Genomic DNA, 3624 nt, shown 5'->3' with positions numbered 1-3624 from the left:
TTGCCGTTGGGCAGGGTCGGCAGTGCGTCGAGCACGCCGATCGCCGAAGGCAGCATATGGGCGGGCAGGCGCTGCGCCAGCGCCTCGCGCAAGCGCGCCGGATCGGGCGCCGCGCCATCGCGCGCGGGCACCACGTAGGCCACCACGCGGCGCGCGTCGTCCTCGCCCTGCACCAGGGCCAGCGCCTCGGCCACCTCGGGCAGCGCCACCAGCGCGGCCTCGATCTCGCCGAGTTCGACCCGGAAGCCGCGCACCTTGACCTGCTGGTCGAGCCGGCCGACATAGGCGACGCCGCCATCGGGCAGCCAGCGGCAGATATCGCCGGTGCGGTACAGGCGCGAGCCCGGCGCGCCGAGCGGATCGGGCACGAAGCGTTCGGCGCTCAGGCCCGGGCGGCCCACGTAGCCGCGCGCCAGCGTGTGGCCGCCGATGCAGAGCTCGCCCACGCCGAACGGCGGCACCGGCTCGCCGTCGCGATCGAGGATCCGGTACAGGCGCGAGGCCGAGGGTCGGCCGATCGGCACCGCGAGGCTGTCGCGATGCGCATCCTCGACCGGCAGCACCGAGGACACCACGGCGGTTTCGGTCGGCCCGTAGGTATTGACCAGTTGCACCGCGCCGAGCGGGCCGTCCCGCCATTGCGCGACGGCCGTGCCGGGCAGCGCCTCGCCGCCGATCGTCATGCGGCGCAGCGCGAGGCCCGGCCGCGGCCGCGCCTGCCGCGCCCATTGCTTCCAGTAGCCGGTCGGCAGGTCGGCGAAGGTGACGGCGCGTTCGGCCAGCACGCGGTCGAATTCCTCGGCGCTCCATAGCGCCGGGCCGCGCATCTCGACCGAGGCGCCGATCGCCAGCGCCGGGAACAGCTGCTCGACCGAGGCATCGAAATTGACGGTCGAGAACTGCAGCACGTGATCGTCGACGCGCAGGCCGTGGTCGGCGAGGAAATCGTCGATATGGCGGCTCAGGGCGCCGTGCGTGAGCGCCACGCCCTTCGGCCGGCCGGTGGAGCCCGAGGTCGAGATCACATAGGCGAGCTGCTCGGGATGCGCCTCGCCGGCCGGATTGTCCTCGGCCAGATCGTCCGCCGCCAGCAGCGGCGCGACTTCCAGCACGGTGCGGCCCGCCTGCGCCAGCCAGTCGGCGTGACGCGGCGCGGTGTGCGCGTCGGCCAGCACGATCGCGATGCCCACGTCCTCGCACAGCTCGCGCAGCCGCTCGCGCGGATAGTCGGGATCGAGCGGCACATAGGCGCCGCCGGCCTTGAGCACGCCGAGCAAGGCGGCCACCAGGGCCGGCGAACGCTCGACGCAGACGCCCACGCGCGCCTCGGCGCCCACGCCGAGCGCGGCCAGGCGATGCGCGATGCGGTTGGCGGCGCGATTGAGCGCGGCGTAGTCGATGGTCTCGTCGCCGCAGCGCAGTGCCAGCGCATCGGGACGCGCGAGCGCGGCGGCCTCGAAGCGCACGATCGCGCCGCGATAGGGATGCGGATTCGGATGCGGATGCGCCCCGCTCGCCTCGCTCGTCCCCTGCGAAGCCGCCACGGCGCTGCCGGCCTCGCCGGCCGGCCCCGCGATGCGCAAGGCGGCCAGCGTCTCGACCTCGGGCCGCGCCAGTTGCGCCAGCACCGCCTGGTAAGCCCCGGCCAAGGCGTCGATGCCGGCCTCGGCCAGGCGCGTCGCGTCCCAGCTCCATTCGAGGCCGATCCGCTCGCCGGGCAGGATGCCGAGCGTGAGCGGATAGTGGGTCTGCTCGAACGAGGTCGAGGCATCCACCGTCAGGCCCAGCGATCCATCGCGCAGCGACGGGTCGATCGGGTAGTTCTCGAACACCAGCAGCGAATCGAACAGCTCGCCGCCGCCCGCCCATCGACGCACCGAGGTCAGCGGCGTGTGCTCGACCTGGCGCAGCTCGACATTGCGCAACTGGATGGCGGCGAGCCAATCCTGCAGCGGCGCGTCGGCGGGCACCTCGATCCACATCGGCAGGCTGTTGATGAACACGCCCTGGATCGCGGCGGCGCCGGGCAGCTCCGAGGGACGGCCCGACACGGTCACGCCGAAGGCCGCCTGGCGGCGATCCGCGTGGCGCGCCAGCACGATCGCCCAGGCGCCCTGGATCAGCGTGTTGAGGGTGATGCCGCGACGGCGCGCGGTCTCGGCCAGCGCGGCCGACAGGTCCGCGTCGAGCCGGGCGTCGCGATGCCGGAAGCCCGGGCCGCCTTGCGCGAGATGCGCCTGCGCCTCGGCGGTCGAGAGCGAGGGCAGGCCGTCGAGCAGCAGCGCCGGCCGGTCCACCTGGGCGAGCCGCTCGCGCCACCAGTCGGCCGGCTCGGGCTGGCGCGCCAGCCAGTCGAGATAGGCGCCGAACGGCACCACCGGCTCGAGTTCGGGCGGCTTGCCCTGGCAGGCCGCCGCGTAGCTGCGCGTGAGTTCGCCGAGCAGTTGCGACTGGCTCCAGCCGTCGGACAGCGCGTGATGGTTCAGCCAGGCCAGGTCGTGCGCGCCGTCGGGACGGCGGAACAGCGCGACGTGCATCAGCGGCGCGGCGTCGAGATCGATGCGCCGCGGCGCCTGCTCGTCGAACCAGCGGGCGAAGGCTTCGTCGTAGTCGGCGCGCTCGCGCCAGTCGTGCACTTCGAAGGGCAGCGGCACCGAGGCCAGCACGGCCTGCAGCATGGTGCCGCCGTGCGCGCGCACGAAGCGCGTGCGCAGCACCGGGTGCCGTTCGACCACGGTGCGCCAGGCCTCGCGCATCGCCTCGATGTCGACCGCGCCCGACAGGGTCAGGCGCTTGCGGTTCAGGTAGGCGCCCGCCTCCATCAGGCTGTGGAACAGCAGGCCCTGTTGCAGCGGCGTGGCGGGATAAAGATCGTCGAGCGCGGTGCCGGCCAGGCCCAGCGCCTCGAAGCCGGCCTCGTCGAGCGCGGCGCGCGGGAAATCGGCCGCGGTGGCGCGCGGCTCGGCCTGCTCGCAATGCGCGACCAGGCGCGCGAGCTCGCGGCCGAAGGCGGCCACCAGGGCATGCTGGCGCTCGGGCGAGACCACCGCCGGATCGAAGCGCCAGGTGAAGGACAAACGGCCCTCGACGATCAGGCCGTTCAGCTCGACCGGATAGACCAGGGTTTCGTCGACGGGCTGCTGGCTGCCCGATTTCTCGGTCGCGAAGCCGAACGGGCCGTCCTCGGCGAGGCTGCCGTCGAACTGGCCGAGATAGTTGAAGCCGATGCGCGGCGCCGGCAGCGCGGCCAGCGCGTCGTGCACGGCGGCGTCGCCGTAGCTGCGCAGCCAGCCCCAGGAGGCGCCGCCGTCAGGCAGCGCGCGCAGTCGCGCCTTGGCGCCGATCAGCGTCTGGGCGTCGTCGGCGAGCGCCGGCAGCCAGGCCGGGAAGCGCGTGGTGAACCAGCCGATCGTGCGGCTCGGGTCGAGATCCTCGCGCGCGGGGCCGGCCAGGTGCTGGTACAGGTCGCGGCCATGGCCTTCGAGCGCGACCAGCGCGCCGCCGCCGCCGAAGATGCCCGCCACCGCGCGCGACAGCGCGGCCAGCAGCAGCTCGTCGATGCCGAGCCGGTAGGCACGCGGCGCGGCGCGGCGCAGCGCCTCGGTGTCCTCGCGTTCGAGCTTA

General features: G+C 73.9%; 1 protein-coding gene. It reads right to left on the bottom strand.

The window, feature by feature from the left end; genetic code table 11:
* A partial coding sequence (locus F3J10_RS34840; protein WP_167243980.1) for an amino acid adenylation domain-containing protein occupies positions 1 to 3624 on the bottom strand: 3624 nt, incomplete at both ends.

The sequence above is a fragment of the Burkholderia sp. Cy-637 genome (assembly GCF_011753175.1).
GTDB lineage: Bacteria > Pseudomonadota > Gammaproteobacteria > Burkholderiales > Burkholderiaceae > Burkholderia > Burkholderia gladioli.
This window is presented reverse-complemented; position numbering and strand designations above follow the sequence as displayed.